Genomic DNA, 21,676 nt, shown 5'->3' with positions numbered 1-21,676 from the left:
AAACATGATTTGAACATTTTCTCAATTTCCACATCCTGCAATAACCTTGCAAGCTTTGGACACCGACTAAAGTTTTAGATACTCAGCTTTAACGCTTAGTCACTTCACGTGCAATCACCAAACGCTGAATATCGGATGCACCTTCATAAATTTGGCTAACGCGCACATCGCGGTAAATACGTTCAACTGGGAAATCAGATACATAGCCATAGCCCCCATGTATTTGAATCGCATCTGAACACACACGCTCTGCCATGGTTGAAGCAAAAAGCTTGGCCATAGATGCTTCTTTTAAACACGGTAAGCCTGCATCTTTGAGGCTTGCGGCATGTAGAATAAGCTGTCGTGCAGCTTCAATCTGTGTTGCCATATCTGCCAAGCGAAACGCGACTGCCTGATGTTGCACAATTTCAACTCCAAAAGCTTTACGCTCATTGGCATAGTCCACGGCTGCATCTAAAGCTGCTCGCGCCATACCCACCGATTGCGCGGCAATACCAATACGCCCCGACTCTAAATTAGAGAGTGCAATTTTGTAGCCTTCACCTTCTTGCCCCAATAGGTTTTCTGCAGGAATACGGCAGTTTTCCAACACGATGGTGGCGGTATCGGAACAGTGCTGTCCCATTTTGTCTTCTAAACGTGCCACGATATAACCTGGTGTGTTCGTCGGGACTAAAAAGCAGGAAATGCCTTTTTTACCCGCAGTTTTGTCCGTTACAGCAAAAACTAAAGCAACATCTGCATATTTGCCTGTGGTGATAAACTGCTTGGTGCCATTTAAAACCCAATCCTCGCCATCTTTTTCAGCTTTACATTCAATCGCGCTGGCATCAGAGCCGACTTGTGGTTCAGTTAAACAAAAGCAACCTAACCATTCGCCTGTTGCCAGTTTAGTTAAATATTTTTGTTTTTGCGCCTCTGTGCCGTAGCGTTGTGTAATTCCGCATGGCAATGAGTTTTGCACACTCACAATCGTTGAAATTGCACCATCACCCGCAGCAATTTCTTCTAAGGCTAAAACGAGAGATACATAATCTAAACCTGCACCGCCCCATTCTTCTGCAACGGTCATGCCCAAAGCACCTAGCTCACCCAGTTCTTTTAACTCCTTTGCAGGGAATTCAGCAGTTTTATCACGTGCCGCTGCAGTTGGTTTAAGCTTTTCCTGTGCATAACTGCGCAGCATATCCTGAATCATTTTTTGTTCATGGCTTAAAATCATGGTGACCCTCTGTTTATATGGTAGATGTTGTTTTTGTCAGGAATGCGCGCAACATCCTTGTTCTGTATTGCAACGGTTTTTTAGTATCCAGTTTTTCAATACTTGAATTTTTGCTTAGGCTATTTTATGGAGATAGCATCGTCATAACTTATTTCGGTTGCATACGAATTGCGCCATCCAAACGAATCACTTCACCGTTTAAATAACCATTTTCAAAAATATGACCCACCAATTGCGCAAATTCTTCAGGCTTTGCCAAACGTGGTGGAAATGGCACCATTTGCCCTAAAGCATCTTGCACATGCTGTGGAAATGCTTTCAGCATCGGGGTTTCCATAATACCGGGGGCAATCGTCATCACCCGAATGGCTTCACGTGCCAATTCACGTGCCAAAGGCAGCGTCATCCCCACAATTGCACCTTTCGATGCAGAATACGCACTTTGTCCAATCTGCCCATCAAATGCTGCAACCGAAGCAGTATTCACAATCACACCACGCTCTTCTTCATCGGCGGCTAAGTCATATTTCGCCATCAGTTGTGCCGCAAAACGGATCATATTAAAACTGCCCGTGACATTAATATTCAGCACTTTTTGGAACATTGCCAAATCATGCAAACCATCACGTCCCAAGACTTTGGCAGACGGTGCAATGCCTGCACAATTCACCAAGCCATTTAACTGTCCGTATTTTTGCTCAATATGGTTAAAAAGCTGCTGTACTTGGTTTTCATCGGTCACGTCTACAGCTACGAAGTCTGCATTTTCGCCCAATTGCTGTTGAAGCTGCTGCCCAAGTTCTTGATTCATATCAACCAAAATAACTTTTGCACCTTGCGCAACTAAATGTTGTGCAGTCGCAGCGCCTAAACCCGATGCACCACCCGTGACCACACAGACTTTTCCTTGAATTTTCATTTTATTTTCCTTATAAATTTTCAGGTTGATACAACTTAAGAAACAGATTAATCACACTCAAGCTAGAGTACAATTTCCAAACCCTGCATCGATTATGATGTATTTGAACACTCAACTTGTAAATGGAATACCACGCCATCCCATGAATGCAACTCAGCTCACTTATAGCAAAGGTACAATTTCAATTGCTTTAGTTCATGAAGCTTTGCATACTGCACAGCAACGCAGTATGGATACGCATGCGATTTTGCAGACGGCGGGTATTCCTGTAGAGCTTTTACATTCCAACAAAGCGCGGGTGTCGGTTCTGCAATATGGTCAATTGTGGATTGCACTGGCAGATACCATGAATGATGAGTTTTTTGGCATGGACAGCCATGCTATGCGTCGTGGCAGTTATCAACTCTTGTCTAAATGGGTGTACCAAGCAGAGCATTTAAAGGCCGCATTACAGGACATTTTAAATTTCTTTAATTTAATACTGGATGATTTTTCAGGTGAATTAAACGTAGATGGTGAATATGCAATCTTAACCATTCACGATAAATATCAAGTGAAACCGATGTTTAGTTATGCCACATATTTAATGCTGATTCATGGCTTGATGTGCTGGCTGACAGGACAACGTATTACTATCTTAAACATGCAACTCAAATGTGCTGCTCCGCAGGATGATGCTGATTATCGTGTCCGTTTCTGTGACCAAATTGAATATGCGTGTACAACGCATAAGATTTATTTTGAGGCAAAACATCTTGATTTAAAAATCAAGCAGGATAAAAAAAGCTGGAAACGCTTTTTAAAACAAACGCCTTTTAACCTTTTGGTGCGTTATAAAAACCCACATGCGCTGAGTCATAAAATCCGTAAACAATTAATGCGATTGCCGCCGAGTGAGTGGTTAGAACTGAACGAATTAACCCAACATTTCAATATGTCTGAAGCGACGTTCCAACGGCGTTTAAAGCAGGAAGGCACCAGCTATCAGCAATTAAAAAATGAAATCCGTCGAGATACGGCAATTGAATTGTTGAGCAAAACCCAACAATCACTTCAGGAAATTAGCGATCAATTAAATTTCCATGATCCTAGCGCTTTTCATCGTGCCTTTAAAAAATGGACTGGGGTCAATCCTGGTGCATATCGACAATATACCGAAAGCTCATAATTGAAAGCTCATAATTGCGTGACTTATCACCTACTACTCAGCCACTATTTTGTGTATTTTACAAACAACTTAATTATAAAAGAAAACTCATCGCTGTGATTTCAAGGTTGAGCAGTGAACTGGACGTTCATCGGCACAGCATTGTCAAAGTATTAAATTTAGTTTACTTTTCAATCAATTTAAAGCATAAATTTTATGCAATTCGGCTGTCATACTCCCCCTGTAATATTAAATGTACGAGCATCTTTGGAGGTTTCCCCATGCTTAAGATGATGGATGTACTTGAACACAATCTAGTTCAAAATTTCTCTCACTCCCTCAACCAAGCTTCTGAACAATTAGATGAATTACTCAATCAAAGTATTCTAAATACCTCAGAAGAGCAGTTACGTAATGTCATGTCTGCGTTTTTCAAACGTGAAGATGCACTTGAAGCAGCGCAAGCCCTAGATATTTGCCAAGAAGATTTACAATCTTTGCAAGCGGGTTTGGCTCTCAAAGATGAACACCTGTGCGATACCGCTAAAATTGTTGCGCTATGTTTGGCTTTAGAAACAGACAGTTTGGCACAAGTTGAAATTCCTGACTGTTTGCAAGATTACCCGATGTAAACTAAAACTTCGGGTATTCATTTGCTGAAAGTATTTAAAAAGTGATGTCTTCATGGCATCACTTTTTTATTGGCTGTTGCAATAATAAATAAGAAAAATTGACTTTAAGCCGCTTGCTGCTTTTTGAATCAAAAGCTAGCTATCATCTTGCCAAGCGTTGTTTGTCTATGAAACACTAAGGACAGCTTCAAGGATGCATCAAGATGATTATTCGCAATAAAAACAACAGTTTTACCCTACTGTTTGCATGGTATGGGACAATTTTACCCACGGTCTTACCTGCACTTGCAATTGTGGTCTTCCTTTCTACGGTCTTAGTGTATTTGTCTTCTCACCACTTTTTTCAAGTCCCTAGCGTACCTGCCATTGGCTTTACCATTTTCGGTATTATTTTGTCTATCTTCCTTAGTTTTAGAAATAATGCCAGTTATGAACGTTGGTGGGAAGGTCGAAAATTGTGGGGGACGTTAATTGCAACAGCACGGCATATTTCACGTGACTCATACGTACTGCCAGATCAGCAGCGTCGGGTCTTGATGTATCGGGTCATGTTGTTTAGTAATTTATTGCGTAACCGTTTACGCAATCAAAACCAACCTATCGATTTTTATCAAAACAAAGTCAACCTCACATCTGCAGATTATGAAGCATTATTTCCGCATATTAATGCCGCACAGTTTATTTTAGAAAGCATTCAAAAAGAGTTAGTCAGCGCACTGAAAACAGGTGAAATTTCCGATATTATTTATCAAGGCTTGAATCAACATATTGTTGAATTGGGTAATGTGCAAGCAGGTTGCGATCGAATTCTCAGCACACCCTTGCCTTTTTCTTATTCAGTCTTGTTGCACCGCACTGTGTATTGCTTCTGCTTTATTCTGCCTTTTAGTTTAGAAGCAAGTTTAGGAATCTGGACACCAATTTTGGTGGGTTTAATTGCCTATTTATTCTTAGGTTTAGATGCTCTCAGCGAACAACTTGAAGAACCTTTTGGCCTGCAAGACAATGATTTACCGCTCAACTCCATGGTGCGATTAATTGAACGGGAAATGCTGAGTTCACTTGGCGAAGAACTGCCACCTGCAATTTTGGCAGTGAAAGGCAACCTAAGCTGACATCAGTTGAGTTGAGGCTCATAAATTGGTCTTGCACTTAAACTTTGCTAATCATTCGTCTATGTTTGCAAGCTGATAAATAGATCTCACAAGATTTTTAACTGATATAACACATCAGCCAGCAAGCCATTGTGCTAAAGTCACCCGATCATTGCCTGCATAATCTTTGACTGTACGAATGTCAGAAAAACCGTGTTCTGCAAAAATCGCTTGCACTGCTAAAGCTTGGTCATAGCCATGCTCTAGTGCAATCCATCCATTTGCTTTCAGCCAGTGCTTACCCTGCGAAATAATCTGCAGAATATCTGCCAAACCCTGATCTGCTGCCACCAATGCACGTTCAGGCTCTGCTGCCAAAGCAGACATGTGTGCATCATTAGCATCTATATACGGCGGATTAGATACAATTAAATCAAAACGTGGCTCGGCTGCTGAACCCAATGCCTCAAACCATGCACCACGGGCAAATTGCACCTGATTTAAAGCATGCTTGCTTGCATTTTCTTGAGCAACTGCAAGCGTTGGCAGGTAAATATCGGTTGCGGTTACCTGCCAATCTGGACGTTCAGATGCTAAAGCCAAAGCAATCGCCCCTGTACCTGTGCCTAAATCGACAATTACAGCATCACGTTGTAATGACAAAGCCAACACAGTTTCGACCAAAACCTCGGTATCAGGACGTGGCACCAAAGTATCGTGCGTGACTTTTAAATCCAGTGTCCAAAATGGCTGTGAACCTGTGATATACGCCAAAGGCTCGCCTGCTGCTATACGTGCCAAAGCCTGCACATACATCTGCTCTTGCGCGGCACTCAATTCCTGATCTGCACGATATTTTAATTCAAGCGCACTGAGTCCTAAAAAATGCTCTAACAACCAAATATTTTCTTGACGCTCATAGCTATCGACTTCACCACGTAGCGCCAAGGCTTGCGCAATATTCATTAACCACCGTTTTGCTGAGCAAGCATCGCCAACTGATCTGCCTGATATTCACGATGCAGACTATCTAGTAGTTCAGTTAAATCACCTTCCATCACCGCATCCAACTTATATAAAGTCAGGTTAATACGATGATCTGTCATACGTCCTTGCGGATAGTTATAGGTACGAATACGCTCAGAACGGTCACCCGAACCCACCAAATCACGACGCATTTCTGAAGTTGCTGCATCTGCTGCAGCACGTTTGGCATTTTCCAAACGTGATGCCAACAACGCCATCGCTTTCGCTTTGTTTTTATGCTGTGAACGCTCTTCCTGACATTCCACCACAGTACCCGTCGGAATGTGGGTTATACGCACTGCAGAGTCGGTTTTGTTAACGTGCTGACCACCCGCACCCGAAGCACGATAGGTATCGATACGCAAATCGGCAGGGTTAATATCTACCGTGGTGTCTACATCTACTTCAGGTAAAATTGCCACAGTACACGCTGATGTATGCACACGACCTTGCGATTCAGTCGCAGGAACACGTTGCACACGATGCGCACCACTTTCAAACTTCAAACGGCCATACACGCCTTCGCCATTCACCAAGCAAATGACTTCTTTATATCCGCCGTGTTCACCTTCATTTTCAGATAAAATTTCGATTCTCCAGCCCTGACTTTCGGCATATTTGCTATACATGCGGAATAAGTCACCCGAGAAAATCGCGGCTTCATCGCCACCTGTCCCTGCGCGAATCTCCAAATAAGCCGAGTTGGCATCATTCGGGTCTTTTGGAATCATTAAAATATTTAAGTCAGCTTCAAGTTGCTGAATCAGCGCTTTATTGTCTTTAATTTCTTCTTGCGCCATTTCCTTAAAGTCAGGATCAGACAACATTGCTTCGGCTGTTTCAATATCGGCTTCGGCTTGTGTGTATTGTGACCACACTGCCGTAATTTCGTCTAAATCACTGTGTTCACGTGATAATTGACGAAAACGCTTGTTATCTGAAATCACTTCAACATCTGCCAACAAAGCAGTCAATTCTTCATGGCGGTCAGAAAGCTGATCTAATCGTAAACGTAACGATTCTTTCATTGTTTAAAAAATCTCAATGCAAAGGCTGTTACATGCAACACGCAGCACAGCGAAATAAAAAATTGCGCATAGTTTACCGATTCTACCACCCAAATAACATCATTATTAAGTCTGTACGATGTTTGAAATGCCTATCTGCAGATGTTCTAGCAGTATTTCTGCTTGATGATGCTGTGCATTGCGGTGAATGTACAACTCACCAAGTACCGCAATTAGCATCCGCATTTGGACATTTTTTTAGCAATTTTAATCAAACTCATACAAAGCCCACACCAAAGAACACCAATCTCGTCTGCACTCTCCACATTTTAAAAGCGGCGCTTTGTTAAATTGAGCCCATCAAAATTGATCATAAATAAGTCCTATAAATGGACATGGAGTTCAACATGAAACTTAATGCAATGTTAATGACAGCAGCTTTAGCCACAGCTTCAATGCTCAGTGCCAACGTTTATGCAGACAATACTACGCGCGTTGCCGCAGCCAGTGCTTTAGGCAGTGTTGCAGGTACAGCTATTGGTAAAAATATGGGTGGTACTACGGGTGCAACACTAGGCGCTGCCTTAGGCGGTGCTGGTGGTGCAGCCGTGGCGAGTGATAAGCGTCATCGTACTGAATCTGCAATTGGTGGTGCTTTGGGTGGTGGTGCGGGTTATACCGTAGGTAAAAATATGGGCGGTACCAATGGTGGTTATATTGGTTCAGCTTTAGGTGCAGCAGGTGGTGCAGCACTCGGCAATAAAATCTCGAAAGATAAAGAATATGACCGCTATCAAGAACGTAAATGGAAGAAAAAACGCAACCGTCGTTAATCTTGAACGATAGGCATAGAGCAGCAAAAAAGCATCAACACAGGTTTGATGCTTTTTTATAGGATTAATTTTTCTTCATATATCAGTTCAAAAAAACGACCATAATCAATATGAAGAAATTTAGCAGTGCAATTACAAAGTCTTTACCAAACTTTGCAGATTTACCTCATTGCCCTTCACGATCTTTGCCATCTGTTTCTATATCTTCATTACAAAACATATTAATCAATATTTGGAGCATCCGCATGAAACTTAATCGTATTTTATTGGGTAGCGTTATCGCAAGTTCTGCCTTGCTTATGAGTACTGCGTATGCAAACGATACACGTGTTGCCGTAAGTTCTGCCTTGGGTGGTGCTGTCGGAGCAGCAATTGGTCAACAAATGGGTGGACAAACAGGCGCGATGATTGGTTCAGCCATTGGTGGTGCGGGCGGTGCTGCAGCTTCTGCCAATAAACGTGACCGTAACGGTGCCATGATTGGTGCTGCCTTGGGCGGTGCAGGTGGATATAGCGTTGGTCGCAATATGGCAGGCAACAATGGTGGCTATGTCGGTGCAGGACTCGGCTCTGCAGGTGGTGCAGTATTAGGTCAAAAAGTTAGTGAAGACCGTCGTGATGATCGTTATGACCGCCGCTATGATAGCCGTGGCTATCGCTACAATGACTACCGTTATAATGACCGTTACCGCAAAGACAATGGCTTACATTTAGGTCACTATAAAAATGGTAAACGTCGTTAATTTCTCACGATACTTCTAACAATCAGCACCTTCGGGTGCTTTTTGTTTGCTGACTACTTGCTTGGATAAATGTTTTTTTATAAAGCGTGCTTTTTGGATGAATGTCGCGCGTTGTTAAATGGCAATATCTCATGACTCGCCCATATATCGAAAATTTTCGATATACAAAATCAGTGCAGCATCGTATGATAAAACTCTCTTTAATCAAGCTGGAATAAATGATGCGTTCCCTGCAAGACACAAAATTTGCCATTCTTGAACTCGCACCTGTACGTGATGATCAATCAGTACAGTTTTCACTGCATCATGCACTTGAATTAGCACGACACGCAGAACAACTCGGCTATGACCGTTTGTGGTTGGCGGAACATCATAATATGGATGGCATTGCCAGCTCAGCAACCGCAGTTCTTTTGGGTTATTTATTAGCAAATACGCAAAAAATTAAACTCGGTTCTGGCGGTATTATGCTCCCCAACCACGCACCGTTAGTGGTCGCTGAACAGTTTGGAACTTTAGCGACTTTATATCCTAACCGTATTGAACTCGGTTTAGGTCGCGCACCAGGCACAGATCAAGTGACCATGCGTGCGCTGCGTCGTGGGCGACAGGAAACTGAAGATCAATTTCCGCAAGATGTTTTAGAAATTTTGCATTACTTTAAAGATGCTGAACCACAACAACGTATTGTTGCTACGCCAGGACAAGGGACACACGTTCCTGTATGGTTGCTTGGTTCAAGTTTATTTAGCGCACAACTTGCTGCAAAATTAGGACTACCCTACTCATTTGCCTCACACTTCGCCCCGCGTATGCTTGCTCAAGCCATTCAGTTATATCGTGACAATTTTGAGCCTTCAGAATATTTAGAGCGGCCTTATGTGTCTATGGGGGTGCCAACAGTGGTTGCAGATACCGACCAAGAAGCTGAATTTTTGGCGACCAGTGCTTATCAGCGTGTTTTAGGTTTAATGCGTGGACAAAGCCTAAAACTCAAAGCTCCAGTTAAAAGCATGGATGGCTTGTGGTCGCCTGCAGAAAAAATGTCAGTCGATAGTTTTTATGCCATGGCGCAAATTGGCTCTAAGGCGACTGTCAAAGCAGGATTGGAAAACTTATTGGCAAAGTATGATGTCGATGAGTTTATTTTTACCTGTGACATCTATGACACAGAAAAACGCTTATACAACTTTGATTTGCTCATGCAAATGAAGTTAGATACTTAATTAGCTCCGACCTTGTAGTTCTATTGAGCTACAAGGTTTCATCAATTAAAAACATTTAAAATAAATAACTTAAATCCGTTTTCTTGTTCTCTTTCGCTTAAATCTCAGTAATCTCAGTTGAATTAATTTTCAATCTTTAGGAATGACTGGCTCGCCTGCACAAAAGACTTTACCAAACAGTACTGTCCCAACAAAATAGAGTAAATGTTCTAATTTATAAAATGAATATATCAAGAGATTCAGCATGGTCAGTCCTAAACACGACGTACATAGACACGCTTTTCAAAACTGCTTGGCAGATTTTCAAGAATTCCAAGGCGAATGCATTCCTGCAACTGAAATCAAACAGCATGACTTCACAGGTTTACGCGTTGCAGTTATTGGTGCAAATCAGGACAGCGTGGCACAACTCGATAGAATTTGTCAGCAAGCGACATCTGTTCAAGTCTTTCAAATTGCACCGCATTTTGTCCTGCCAAGTACAGAACGTGGCATCCATCGCCTAATTAGCCATCCTTTGGTGTTTAAAAATCGACGTTTGTTTAATAACCGCGTCAAAAATATTTTGGCTTTACGCTTTTTAGATGCTCAAGTCAAAGACACGTGGCTTAAACGTCAACTCACACCAAACATTGCAGATACACATCAACGCTATTTTAAATCTGATCATTATTATTCAGCTTTACAACGCGAAAATTGCCATTTGATTACTTGGCCAATTGTCAAAGTCTGTGCACATAGCGTGCATAGTATTGATGGACAAGAACATCCAATTGATACCATTATCACTACATTTTAAGTCACACTAAAAGCATTATCATTTAAATAAATAGTAGCTTGATTTTTATTCTATTTAAATCCAATAAAAAAGAGCCAAAATAAAATTTTGGCTCTTTTAATACATATAGTTTCATTAACCAATACGACGTTTTAAACCTGTCATTTGTAAAACACGTGTTGAAATTTCTTCAATCGACATTTCTGAAACATTTAAATATTTAATCCCTTCTGAAATATAAATACCTTCAATCGCACGCAATTCCATTTGGCATTGATTAAAACTTGCATAACGGCTATTGGCTTTACGTTCAGTACGAATTGCCACAAGGCGTTCAGCATCAATCATCAAGCCAAATAACTTATGTTTATGCGGCTTTAATACGGCTGGCAAACGGTTGTCATCGAGGTCTTCTTCAGTCAATGGATAGTTCGCCACACGAATCCCGAACTGTAAAGAAAGGTAGATGGAAGTTGGCGTTTTACCCGAACGCGACACCCCAATCAGAATCAGATCGGCCTTGTCGTAATGGCGTGTACGTGCGCCATCATCGTTATCTAAGGCAAAATGCACCGCATCAATACGTGCCTTGTAAGATTCAGAATCTGTTACGGCATGCGTCTGCCCGACCAAAGTGGTTGGTGGTGTTCCTAACTCTTCAGAAAGCTTACTAATTAAGCCTTCAAATACATCTAAATTAATTGCTTTGGCAGTGTTGATAATGTCACGCACATATTGGTCAACCAAGGTATCAAACACCAAAGGTAATTGACCATCAATTTGTGCTCGGGCATTAATCTCTGCCACCACATTCATAGCCGCTTCTTCAGACGTAATATAAGGATGAATATGAATATCAAAGTCCACATTTGGAAATTGCGCTAAGAGTGAATGTCCAAGGGTTTCAGCCGTAATTGCAGTTCCATCGGAAATAAAAAAAACACTCCGCTTAATTTGTTTACCATCTGACATTAAAATTCTCCTTAAACATTTGTCTTAGTGCTATATAATCTTTATAGTAAACCGATCTTACATGACTGTCGCTTAGTAAAACCAAATTGCTAAGTAGATTTATTATAATTTCATGACAAGATAGTGATTAATACTGCAAAAGTGGAGTAACAACTTTGGAAGCGCGCGTAATTGGTCTGGAAAAATTAGGGAAACACGATGTTGAGCTCGTGGGTGGGAAAAACTCATCTTTGGGCGAAATGATCAGCCACTTATCTAATGCTGGTGTATCGGTACCAGGTGGCTTTGCAACAACAGCTGCTGCTTATCGTGAATTTCTCGAGCAAAGTGGCCTAAACGCTAAAATTCAAGCAGAGCTAAAAACACTCAATGTAGATGACGTGAATGCGCTTGCTGAAACTGGTGCAAAAATTCGTCAATGGATTGTCGACACTCCGCTTACTGCATCACTAGAACAAGAAATCCGAGTTGCTTTTGAAGCACTCTCTAACGGCAACCCAAACATCGCGGTTGCCGTTCGTTCATCTGCAACTGCAGAAGATCTACCAGACGCATCTTTCGCAGGTCAGCAAGAAACATTCCTAAACATCCGTGGCATTGACAACGTATTAATTGCCATTAAAGAAGTTTTTGCATCTTTGTACAACGACCGCGCGATTTCTTACCGTGTACACCAAAACTTTGACCACGATGTCGTTGCTTTGTCTGCAGGCGTACAACGTATGGTACGTTCAGAAACTGGCGCTGCTGGTGTAATGTTTACCCTAGATACAGAATCTGGTTTCCGTGATGCTGTATTCATTACTGCTTCTTATGGTTTGGGTGAAATGGTGGTTCAGGGTGCAGTTAACCCAGATGAATTCTATATTTCTAAGCCTTTATTAAAAGCAGGCAAACACTCAGTTTTACGTCGTAACCTTGGCTCTAAACACCAAAAAATGATTTATGGTGAAGAAGGCGCGGCTGGTAAATCTGTAGTTGTGGTCGATGTTGAAAAACAAGATCGCCAACAGTTCTCTTTAAATGATCACGAACTACAAGAATTAGCGAAACAAGCGTTAATTATTGAAGAACATTATCAAGCGCCTATGGATATTGAATGGGCAAAAGATGGTGATGACGGTCAAATCTACATCGTTCAAGCACGTCCTGAAACTGTAAAAAGCCGTGAAAACGTCGGTACTATGGAACGCTACCTATTGAAACAAAAAGGTACGGTCATTTGTGAAGGTCGTTCAATTGGTCAGCGTATCGGTTCTGGTAGAGTCCGCGTTGTAACGTCTATTAAAGAAATGGACAAAGTTCAGGAAGGTGACGTTCTTGTTTCAGACATGACTGATCCAGACTGGGAACCAGTGATGAAACGTGCTGCTGCAATTGTCACTAACCGCGGTGGTCGTACTTGTCACGCTGCAATTATTGCCCGTGAATTAGGCGTACCTGCAATTGTAGGTTGTGGTAATGCAACTGAAGTTTTGACTGATGGTCAGGAAGTTACAGTTTCTTGCGCCGAAGGCGACACAGGTTTCATTTATGAAGGTGCTTTAGATTTTGAAGTTCAAAAGAACTCAATCGAATCTATGCCTAAACTTCCGTTCAAAATCATGATGAACGTTGGTAACCCAGACCGCGCATTTGACTTTGCTCAAATTCCAAACGAAGGGATTGGTCTTGCACGTTTAGAATTCATCATCAACCGTATGATTGGTGTGCATCCTAAAGCATTGCTTAATATTGACAGCTTACCACGTGAAACACGTGCAGCAGTTATGGCGCGTACTGCGGGCTATTCATCGCCAATCGAATTCTATGTAGAAAAATTGGTTGAAGGTATTTCTACCCTTGCTGCTGCATTCGCTGACAAACCAGTGATTGTGCGTATGTCTGACTTCAAATCAAACGAATACGCAAACTTAATTGGTGGTAAGTTATATGAGCCAGAAGAAGAAAACCCAATGTTGGGCTTCCGTGGTGCAAGTCGTTATGTGTCTGACAATTTCCGTGACTGCTTCGAGCTTGAATGTCGTGCCTTGAAAAAAGTACGTGACGAAATGGGCTTAACCAACGTACAAATTATGATTCCATTTGTACGTACCGTTGCTGAAGCAAAACGTGTGATCGAATTGCTTGCGCTGAATGGTTTAAAACGTGGTGAAAATGGTCTGAAAGTGATCATGATGTGTGAATTACCAACCAACGCATTGTTGGCTGAACAATTCCTTGAGCACTTCGATGGTTTCTCTATCGGCTCAAATGACTTAACTCAGTTAACACTTGGTTTAGACCGTGACTCAGGCATTGTTTCTCACCTGTTCGATGAACGTGACCCTGCAGTGAAAGCATTACTTTCTATGGCAATTCACGCATGCCGTAAAGCAGGTAAATATGTCGGTATCTGTGGTCAAGGCCCTTCAGATCACCCTGACCTTGCACGTTGGTTAATGGAACAAGGTATTGAATCTGTATCTTTAAACCCAGACTCAGTTTTAGACACTTGGTTCTTCCTTTCTGAAGAAAAAGCTCAACAAGCGTAGTAAAACGTGTTAAAAGAAAACCCATGCACCTGCGTGGGTTTTTTTTCAAATTCATTTTTTGAGATTTTATATTTATGCAAATTTACTTGGCACGAAATAATCAACAAGCTGGGCCATACACCTTAGAGCAGCTCAACCAAATGCTCGCCAGCCAACAAGTGTTGCTGACAGATTTGGCTTGGCACCAAGGCATGAGCGAATGGAAAGCTTTAGGTGAACTCACCCAAGGTAAACTTGTATATGAACCACAAGGCTACGTCAGCACACCACCTGCCCCTGAACATTCACCTTTTCAAAATACAGATTACACGGCTACAAACACATCACGACCAAGCTCAGCATCATCAAATTCAAGAACACAGGCAACAAAAAATGAATTGGCGAGCATTAACCAACGTGCTTTAGCCAAAATTATAGACATGTTGTTATGGTTGCCTGCAGCAGCACTTCCCTCTTTTTTCTTAAATGCGGACCAGTTTGAACAATTGTCTGGTTTACAACAAAAAATGCAGGTAGCGACAACGTCTGATCAAGCCATGCAATTGCAAACTGAACTCTTTCAGCTCATTCCAATGCAAGCTTGGCAAGCGGTGGCAATTTATTTATTGATTATGCTGGGCATACAAGCCTTCCTGCTGGCTAAAACTGGACAAAGTATTGGCAAACGTCTGACTAAAATTAAGATTGTCGATGCTGAAACCGATGAAAAAGTCAGCCTAATGCGTGTGTTTACTATTCGCTCTATCATTTTCATTATTTTGAATATGATGTTTATGCCCTTCATCACAATTTTAGATTATGGCTTTGCATTTGGTGCAAAACGACAGGCTTTGCACGATAAACTCGCCAAAACCAAAGTCGTAAAGCAATAATTTGATTTTATTTATTCAGGGATGATTGATCATCCCTTTTTTCTTATAATATTGATAAATATAAATAAATTAAAATTAACACAAATAATTCCGAGTATAAAAATTGGTTTTCATTCCCTCCACTTAAAGCCGCTTTATGTGTAGCTTAGTTTGTCGATATCAGGCATAATGCCCTACAACGTAGCGGTGTCCGATGATTAAGAAGACTTTTTCATCTTTTTTGATGTCTTTTTAATCATGCGACACTTTAATCGCTATCCCATATTAAATTAGGGAATGGGACTCTTCACCGAGGTTGTAAAATGAGACAAACGATTTTAGCTGTATTGTCTTTATCTACGATGGCTGCACTCTTAACTGGGTGTGGCGGTGATTTAGTACTTCTGAACTCAAAAGGTCCAGTTGCAGCAGGTCAAAGTAACCTGATGATGACTGCGATTTACCTAATGCTATTGGTGGTTATTCCATCTGCAATTATGGCATTGTGGTTCGGTTGGAAATATCGCGCATCGAATAAAGACGCAGACTATCAACCAACATGGTCACACTCTACTGCAATTGAAATTGTAGTATGGGGTATACCTGTTATTATTATTTGTATTTTAGCTTGGTTAACTTGGTGGGGTTCCCACAAGTACGACCCTTACCGTCCGCTAGAATCCGAAAAAGCTCCTTTAACTGTTCAAGTTATTGCTGAACAATTTAAATGGATCTTCATCTACCCAGAACAGAACATTGCTACTGTTAACGAATTACGCTTCCCAGAGCAAACGCCTGTAAGCTTACGTTTAACCTCTAACTTCACAATGAACTCGTTCTTTATCCCTGCATTATCTGGTCAGATTTATGCAATGGCGGGTATGCAAACTCACTTGAACGTTTTAGCAGACAACACGGGCGAATTCCGTGGTTTCTCATCTAACTACTCAGGTTATGGTTTCTCGCAAATGCGCTTTAAAGCTCACTCTGTAACTCAAGCTGATTTTGAGCAATGGGTAACAGCTGTTAAAGCAGGTCAAGGTACGACTATCAATCCTCAAGCTGTTCAAAAAACAGTTTTAGATCAAGCTGAATTTGCTTCTTTACGTGACGGTAACCGTTCACAGAAACAAATTGATGCAATGGTTCGTAACGCCAAAACTGAATTAGAGAAAAAACTTGCTGCAACGGCTTTAAAAGAAGGTCCATATAAGACTCAGCCACATCCTGTGACTTATTACTCTTCTGTTGAGCAAGGCTTGTTTGAATCAGTGATCAATAACTATATGAGTAACTACCATGGTGCTGACCATTCAGCTCCTGTAGTGGCTGGTGAAGCGCCTGCTTCTGAAACTCATGTAGCAGTTGAACATGCGACTGCTTCTCAAGGGGAATAAGACATGAGCTTATTAGGTAAGTTAGGTCCAGATGCAATTCCTTACGATCCAATCGTATTGGTAACTGTTGCAGCGATGATCTTAGGTGGTCTTGCAGCGATTGCTGGTATTACCTACTTCAAAAAATGGGGCTACTTGTGGAACGAATGGTTCACATCTGTAGACCATAAAAAAATTGGTATCATGTATATCTTTGTATCTGTAGTCATGTTACTTCGTGGCTTCGCAGATGCGATCATGATGCGTCTTCAACAGTTCCTTGCGAAAGGTGGTGGTGAAGGCTATTTACACCCAGAACACTATGACCAGATTTTCACCGCACACGGTGTGATCATGATCTTCTTCGTGGCAATGGGTCTTGTTGTTGGCTTAATGAACATCTCTGTACCATTACAGATTGGTGCTCGTGACGTAGCCTTCCCGTTATTAAACTCTTTAAGCTTCTGGTTATTCGCTGGTGCTGCAGGTTTAATGATGGTTTCACTTGCATTAGGTGAATTCGCTGCTACAGGTTGGATGGCTTATCCTCCTCTATCTGGTATCGAATACTCTCCAGGTGTTGGTGTTGACTACTATATTTGGGCACTTCAGGTTTCTGGTCTAGGTACGCTTCTTACTGGTGTTAACTTCTTCGTTACCATCATCAAAATGCGTGCGCCTGGCATGAAACTTATGGACATGCCTGTTTTCACTTGGACAACATTAGTTACTGCGGTACTTATCATTGCAACATTCCCAGTTTTAACTGCGACAATTGCAATGTTAACGCTTGACCGTTACTTCGGTTTCCACTTCTTTACGAACGACATGGGTGGTAGCCCAATGTTGTATGTAAACTTGATTTGGACATGGGGTCACCCAGAAGTTTATATCTTAGTATTACCAGCATTTGGTATTTACTCAGAAGTAACTGCGACTTTTGCTCGCAAAACATTGTTCGGTTACAAATCAATGGTGTACGCAACTGTTGCAATTGGTGTGTTATCACTTGTTGTATGGGTTCACCACTTCTTTACCATGGGTGCAGGTGCCAACGTTAACGCGTTCTTCGGTATCATGACCATGATTATTGCGATTCCTACTGGTGTGAAAATCTTCTCTTGGTTATTCACCATGTACAAGGGTCGTATTACCTACACTACCCCAATGCTTTGGACACTTGGCTTCCTTGTGACTTTTGGTATCGGTGGTTTAACAGGTGTATTAATGGCAGTTCCACCAGCGGACTTCCTTGTACACAACTCTTTATTCCTAATTGCTCACTTCCATAACGTAATTATTGGTGGTGTAGTATTCGCGATGTTCGCAGGTATCATTTACTACTGGCCAAAAATGTTTGGTTGGAGACTCAATGAAACTTGGGGTAAAGCAGCATTCTGGTTCTGGTTCTTCGGTTTCTACTTTGCATTCATGCCACTTTATATCCTTGGTTTCATGGGTATGACTCGTCGTTTGAATACATATGACAACCCAGAATGGGATCCATACTTGGCAATTGCGTTCTTCGGTTCTGTGTTAATTGCTATTGGTCTATTCTGCTTCGTTATGCAGATTGTGGTTGGCTTCCTACAACGCAACCAACGCTTAGACCTTACTGGAGATCCATGGGATGGCCGTACGCTTGAGTGGGCTACTTCTTCTCCAGCACCGTTCTATAACTTTGCTCACCTTCCAAAGATCAATGGTATTGATACTTTCTGGACTGACAAAGAAAATGGTGTTGCATACGCTCGTCCAACTAAGTATGAAGATGTCCATATGCCAACTAACCGTGCAGCTGGCTTCATAATTGCAATGTTTATTACAACTATGGGCTTCGCATTAATCTGGCATATTTGGTGGCTAGCAATCGTTACGTTCATTGCGGCAATCATCAGCTTCATCGTGAGTTCTTTCACGAAGAAAGTGGACTACTATGTTCCTGCTGCTGAAGTTGAGCGTATTGAAAACGAACGCTATGCGATCCTTGAAAAACACTTGAAGAAGGACTAAGACATGGCTGAAGTACTTCATCACGACAACCACGGACATGATGATCATCACCACGATGATACAGACATCACCGTCTTTGGTTTCTGGACCTACTTGATGAGTGACCTTGTAATTTTTGGTACACTTTTCATCGCGTTCGCTGTATTAAGTAGCCACGTTCCAGTAGGCACTCCAACAGCTAAAGATTTGTTTGGCGAGTCATTAGGCTTCGTTTTAACAGAAACTTTTGCCCTGTTGATTTCTTCTGTAACTTTCGGTTTTGCCGTTTTAGCTGCTTACAAGAAAGATGTTGCTAAAGTTCTAACTTGGTTAGGCGTGACTTGGGTTTTCGGTGCGATCTTTATTGGTATGGAACTTTATGAGTTCAACCATTTAGTTCACGCTGAACATGGTCCAAGTGCGAGTGCGTTCTTATCTGCGTTCTTTACTTTGGTTGGTACGCACGGTATTCACGTAACTTCAGGTTTAGTTTGGATGATCGTGTTAATGGTTCAAATCAAGAAATATGGTTTGACTATTCCGAACATGCGTCGTTTAGCTTGCCTAAGCTTGTTCTGGCACTTCCTTGACATCGTTTGGATCTGTGTATTCAGCGTAGTTTACTTGATGGGAGTTCTCTAATGAGTCACGATCACAACTCTGCTGGTGCATCACACGGTAACACTAAGCAATATACGATTGGCTTTATCCTTTCTGTTATCCTTACCATTATTCCTTTTGGTATGGTTATGGCAGGTGGTTTTGGCCGTGGTATTTTGATTACTGTTATTTCGATTACAGCAGTTGCTCAGATTCTTATTCAATTAATTTATTTCTTGCATATGAATTCTTCTTCAGAGCAACGTTGGAACGTGATTGCATTCGTGTATACCATTCTGACCATTGCCATCCTTTTGGTTGGTTCTGTATGGATCATGAACTACCTACACTACAACATGATGATCTAAACTGGTTGTCATGCTGAAAAAGTATTTATTCCTGACAAAGCCAGGAATTCTCTTTGGTAATTTTATTACCACTTTGGGTGGCTACTTTGTAGCTGCCCAAGGTTCTGTAGATTTCCTTCTCCTACTGCTTACTCTGCTTGGTACAACGCTTGTTGTCGCCTCAGGATGTGTGGTCAACAATATTATTGACCAAGACATCGACCAAAAAATGCAACGCACACAAAACCGTGCTTTAGTGAAAAAAACTGTTTCTGTTCCTATTGCGCTGATTTATTCAGTGGTATTGGGCATAATTGGTTTTAGCATTTTATGGTTTGGAGTTAACGCATACGCTTTTCTTTTTGCACTGATTGGTTTCGTGGTTTATGTCGGCTTTTACAGTCTATGGACCAAACGCACAACAATTCATCAAACCATTATTGGCAGTATTTCAGGCGCAAGCCCACCTGTCATTGGTTATACCGCTGTTGCAAATCAATTTGACTTAGCTGCACTACTTATCTTTTTAGGTTATGCACTTTGGCAAATGCCCCACTCTTGGGCGATTGCAATTTACCGTTTTGATGATTACAAAAATGCGGGGATTCCAATTTTGCCAGTTGCTCGTTCAATTTTACGAACGAAAATTGAATCACTAATTTATGTGGTGTTATTTACCGTTGCCATGAATGGACTGTTTGTATTTGGTTATGCAAACTGGCTATATCTGGTTATTTTGAATGCACTTTGTATTTATTGGTTCTATATTGGCGTCATTGGCTTCAAAGCAGAAAATGATCAATTATGGGCAAAACGCTTTTTCCTATTTTCGGTTATTTTAATTACTGTTGTGAGTTTATGTTTTAGCTTTACAGCAACCGCACCAAGCACGCAAATCATACTTTTTTAAAAGATAGAGTTTAGCTCTATCTTTTAATGGAGTGCCTACCCTCTCCACACTTCAATATTTAAATAATAACAATTTATCTGTCTTTGATTTATTCGTCCTTAATAATTTTCGAATTAAACACTCTAAAAGTTAGTGACATACAAATACAAAGTATAAAATTTAAATTCCAATCATAGATGCAAAATATTACATTCCCTTTTTACCCAAGCCGATCTTTTCTTAGACCAAGCCTTGTATTTACTTGGTAAAAGCTCTAAAATTCACGCTTCGCAATTTTGCGACACAACTTCGGTTGTGACTCCTTGCTTCTGGCTCAATTTAGTCAGGGGCTGCATAAACCGTAAGGAGCTGACAATGCGTCACTACGAAATCGTACTTTTGGTACACCCAGACCAAAGCGATCAAGTTGTGGGTATGGTAGAACGTTACCTAACTCACATCAAAGAAGCTGAAGGTCAAATTCACCGTTTAGAAGATTGGGGCCGTCGTCAATTGGCTTACCCAATTAACAAAATTCACAAAGCGCACTACATTCTTATGAACGTTGAATGTGGTCAAACTACGCTTGACGAGTTAGAAGAATTGTTCCGTTATAACGACGCGATCCTTCGTAGCTTGATCATCCGTCGTGAAAACGCTATCACTGAAGAGTCATTATTGGCTAAGAGTGCTGAAGAAAAACGTGCGCGTAAAGCTCAACGTGAAGAAGCACAACACGCTAACCAAGACTCTGCTGAAGCTTAAGGAGAACATCAATGGCACGTTTTTACCGTCGTCGCAAGTTCTGCCGCTTTACAGCTGAGAACGTTACGTACATCGACTACAAAGATATCGATACACTAAAACAGTACATCACTGAAAATGGCAAGATTGTTCCTAGCCGTATTACAGGTACTAAAGCTCGTTACCAACGTCAATTAGCGCTTGCTATTAAACAAGCTCGCTACTTAGCGTTGATCCCTTACACTGACAATCATAAGTGAGGTTGAGCTGTGGATATTATCTTATTACAACGCATTAAGAACCTTGGTAAATTAGGCGATAAAGTTTCAGTTAAAGCTGGTTACGGCCGTAACTACTTGATCCCTCAAGGTAAAGCAGTTGCTGCAACTGAAGCAAACACTGCTGCATTTGAAGCTCGTCGTGCTGAACTTGAGAAGCAAGAAGCTGAAATTTTAGCTGCTGCTCAAGCACGTGCTGACCAATTGAACGAAGTTAACATCGTAATCACTGCTAAAGCTGGTGATGAAGGTAAACTTTTCGGTTCTATCGGTACTCGTGACATCGCTGACGCGTTAACGAATGCTGGTCTTGAAGTTGACCGTGCAGAAGTTCGTTTACCAAACGGTGCGCTTCGTCACACTGGTGAATTCAACATCGCAATCCAATTGCACCATGATGTTGTTGCTGAAGTTCTCGTTACTATCGTATCTGAGTAATTTGCTGCAAAAGAAAAGAGCATGC

Annotated in this window: 22 protein-coding genes; 17 read left to right on the top strand and 5 right to left on the bottom strand. The window is 41.5% G+C overall.

The genetic code is table 11. The features are described 5' to 3' along the window. Positions 1-88 precede the first annotated feature (88 nt). Positions 89-1,225: an acyl-CoA dehydrogenase family protein gene (locus FTU58_RS07845; RefSeq protein WP_004973203.1), complete on the bottom strand. Its 1,137-nt coding sequence runs from the start codon at positions 1,223-1,225 to the stop codon at positions 89-91. Positions 1,226-1,373: 148 nt separating this feature from the next. Next, entirely contained in the window at positions 1,374-2,144 is a 771-nt protein-coding gene (locus FTU58_RS07840) for a 3-hydroxyacyl-CoA dehydrogenase (protein ID WP_004973201.1), read from the bottom strand. A 142-nt stretch (positions 2,145-2,286) separates the two neighbouring features. On the opposite strand from FTU58_RS07840, the gene FTU58_RS07835 reads away from it, so the two are divergent. The 3 genes from FTU58_RS07835 (at position 2,287) to FTU58_RS07825 (ending at position 5,038) form a co-directional block, all read left to right on the top strand. Beyond that, on the top strand, positions 2,287-3,312 hold the full coding sequence (locus tag FTU58_RS07835) for an AraC family transcriptional regulator (protein ID WP_180062302.1): 1,026 nt from the start codon (positions 2,287-2,289) through the stop codon (positions 3,310-3,312). Positions 3,313-3,572: 260 nt separating this feature from the next. Further along, positions 3,573-3,923: a hypothetical protein gene (locus tag FTU58_RS07830; RefSeq protein ID WP_004973198.1), complete on the top strand. Its 351-nt coding sequence runs from the start codon at positions 3,573-3,575 to the stop codon at positions 3,921-3,923. A 203-nt stretch (positions 3,924-4,126) separates the two neighbouring features. Then, the gene (locus FTU58_RS07825) at positions 4,127-5,038 is read left to right on the top strand and encodes a bestrophin family protein (RefSeq protein WP_180062301.1); all 912 of its coding nucleotides are present in this window, start codon (positions 4,127-4,129) and stop codon (positions 5,036-5,038) included. Between the two features lie 114 nt (positions 5,039-5,152). On the opposite strand, the gene prmC is transcribed toward FTU58_RS07825, so the two are convergent. Both prmC and prfA read right to left on the bottom strand, forming a co-directional pair. Further along, a complete protein-coding gene (gene prmC / locus FTU58_RS07820) occupies positions 5,153-5,983 on the bottom strand; it encodes a peptide chain release factor N(5)-glutamine methyltransferase (RefSeq protein ID WP_167846066.1) in 831 nt (276 codons plus the stop codon). Continuing rightward, on the bottom strand, positions 5,983-7,071 hold the full coding sequence (gene prfA / locus FTU58_RS07815) for a peptide chain release factor 1 (protein WP_004973192.1): 1,089 nt from the start codon (positions 7,069-7,071) through the stop codon (positions 5,983-5,985). The genes prmC and prfA overlap by 1 nt, the downstream gene beginning before the upstream one ends. 386 nt (positions 7,072-7,457) lie before the next feature. On the opposite strand from prfA, the gene FTU58_RS07810 reads away from it, so the two are divergent. The 4 genes from FTU58_RS07810 to FTU58_RS07795 all read left to right on the top strand — a co-directional run bounded on the left by FTU58_RS07810 (position 7,458) and on the right by FTU58_RS07795 (position 10,651). Continuing rightward, complete coding sequence (locus FTU58_RS07810; RefSeq protein WP_004973189.1) at positions 7,458-7,883, top strand: glycine zipper 2TM domain-containing protein; 426 nt, start codon at positions 7,458-7,460, stop codon at positions 7,881-7,883. A gap of 245 nt (positions 7,884-8,128) precedes the next feature. After that, positions 8,129-8,626 carry a hypothetical protein gene (locus FTU58_RS07805; RefSeq protein WP_096900901.1) on the top strand — a complete coding sequence of 166 codons (498 nt, stop codon included), beginning with the start codon at positions 8,129-8,131 and terminating at the stop codon, positions 8,624-8,626. Between the two features lie 221 nt (positions 8,627-8,847). Next, entirely contained in the window at positions 8,848-9,852 is a 1,005-nt protein-coding gene (locus FTU58_RS07800; protein ID WP_179991102.1) for an LLM class flavin-dependent oxidoreductase, read from the top strand. Between the two features lie 244 nt (positions 9,853-10,096). Then, positions 10,097-10,651, top strand: coding sequence for a hypothetical protein (locus FTU58_RS07795; RefSeq protein WP_004973179.1), 555 nt, complete (start codon positions 10,097-10,099; stop codon positions 10,649-10,651). 114 nt (positions 10,652-10,765) lie between these two features. Here FTU58_RS07795 and FTU58_RS07790 read toward each other — a convergent pair whose 3' ends face one another. Next, positions 10,766-11,602 (bottom strand): pyruvate, water dikinase regulatory protein, encoded by an 837-nt coding sequence (locus FTU58_RS07790; RefSeq protein WP_004973178.1) that lies wholly within the window; start codon positions 11,600-11,602, stop codon positions 10,766-10,768. A 155-nt stretch (positions 11,603-11,757) separates the two neighbouring features. Between FTU58_RS07790 and ppsA the strand changes: the two genes are divergently transcribed. From ppsA to rplI, 10 genes are all read left to right on the top strand, one after another. Beyond that, complete coding sequence (gene ppsA, locus FTU58_RS07785; RefSeq protein ID WP_004973175.1) at positions 11,758-14,136, top strand: phosphoenolpyruvate synthase; 2,379 nt, start codon at positions 11,758-11,760, stop codon at positions 14,134-14,136. Between the two features lie 74 nt (positions 14,137-14,210). Beyond that, a complete protein-coding gene (locus FTU58_RS07780) occupies positions 14,211-15,008 on the top strand; it encodes an RDD family protein (RefSeq protein ID WP_180051852.1) in 798 nt (265 codons plus the stop codon). Between the two features lie 302 nt (positions 15,009-15,310). Further along, positions 15,311-16,384 (top strand): ubiquinol oxidase subunit II, encoded by a 1,074-nt coding sequence (gene cyoA, locus FTU58_RS07775; RefSeq protein ID WP_004973169.1) that lies wholly within the window; start codon positions 15,311-15,313, stop codon positions 16,382-16,384. 3 nt (positions 16,385-16,387) lie between these two features. After that, positions 16,388-18,376 (top strand): cytochrome o ubiquinol oxidase subunit I, encoded by a 1,989-nt coding sequence (gene cyoB / locus FTU58_RS07770; protein WP_096900904.1) that lies wholly within the window; start codon positions 16,388-16,390, stop codon positions 18,374-18,376. A gap of 3 nt (positions 18,377-18,379) precedes the next feature. Further along, positions 18,380-18,997: a cytochrome o ubiquinol oxidase subunit III gene (cyoC, locus tag FTU58_RS07765; protein WP_154320688.1), complete on the top strand. Its 618-nt coding sequence runs from the start codon at positions 18,380-18,382 to the stop codon at positions 18,995-18,997. After that, positions 18,997-19,323: a cytochrome o ubiquinol oxidase subunit IV gene (locus tag FTU58_RS07760; protein WP_004973158.1), complete on the top strand. Its 327-nt coding sequence runs from the start codon at positions 18,997-18,999 to the stop codon at positions 19,321-19,323. The genes cyoC and FTU58_RS07760 overlap by 1 nt, the downstream gene beginning before the upstream one ends. Positions 19,324-19,333: 10 nt before the next feature. After that, positions 19,334-20,212: a heme o synthase gene (cyoE, locus tag FTU58_RS07755; RefSeq protein ID WP_004973155.1), complete on the top strand. Its 879-nt coding sequence runs from the start codon at positions 19,334-19,336 to the stop codon at positions 20,210-20,212. 354 nt (positions 20,213-20,566) lie between these two features. Continuing rightward, complete coding sequence (rpsF, locus tag FTU58_RS07750; protein WP_004973153.1) at positions 20,567-20,956, top strand: 30S ribosomal protein S6; 390 nt, start codon at positions 20,567-20,569, stop codon at positions 20,954-20,956. Between the two features lie 11 nt (positions 20,957-20,967). Then, positions 20,968-21,195: a 30S ribosomal protein S18 gene (gene rpsR / locus FTU58_RS07745; protein WP_004719336.1), complete on the top strand. Its 228-nt coding sequence runs from the start codon at positions 20,968-20,970 to the stop codon at positions 21,193-21,195. A 9-nt stretch (positions 21,196-21,204) separates the two neighbouring features. Then, the gene (gene rplI / locus FTU58_RS07740) at positions 21,205-21,651 is read left to right on the top strand and encodes a 50S ribosomal protein L9 (protein ID WP_004973150.1); all 447 of its coding nucleotides are present in this window, start codon (positions 21,205-21,207) and stop codon (positions 21,649-21,651) included. The last annotated feature ends 25 nt before the right edge of the window (positions 21,652-21,676 follow it).

The organism is Acinetobacter sp. YH12120, assembly GCF_013418795.1.
Classification (GTDB): domain Bacteria; phylum Pseudomonadota; class Gammaproteobacteria; order Pseudomonadales; family Moraxellaceae; genus Acinetobacter; species Acinetobacter towneri.
This window is presented reverse-complemented; position numbering and strand designations above follow the sequence as displayed.